This is a genomic window from Rhodococcus sp. PAE-6 (genome assembly GCF_025290685.1).
GTDB classification, from domain to species: Bacteria; Actinomycetota; Actinomycetes; order Mycobacteriales; family Mycobacteriaceae; genus Rhodococcus; species Rhodococcus pyridinivorans.
Genome location: NZ_JAOCLZ010000279.1, coordinates 1 through 230, shown reverse-complemented (window position 1 = coordinate 230; position 230 = coordinate 1). Strand labels below are relative to the sequence as shown.

Sequence of the window (230 nt, the reverse complement as noted above, 5' to 3'; positions counted from 1 at the left end):
GTTGGGATCTCCGGCCCCGGGTCCATGCCCATCGCCTGGCGCGCAGCTCGGATGTAGTACAGACCTTCGAGCGCGGTCTGTTTCGCGAGACGCGCCTGCATCGGCGATTTCGCCTGCTCGATCTGGGAGCCGGCGGCGGTGAAGCGCTCGGAGGCTTCCGCCAGCGCCTGACGCGAGGCGTCGTCGGTGCCGGTCAGGTGGTAGTTCTGGCCGCCGAGACGCTCGATCGC

The 230-nt window shown here is 69.1% G+C and carries 1 pseudogene; it reads right to left on the bottom strand.

The annotated features are described in order from the left end of the window. Positions 1-230, bottom strand: a pseudogene (locus NVV99_RS27025) (DUF1542 domain-containing protein); the annotation flags it as partial.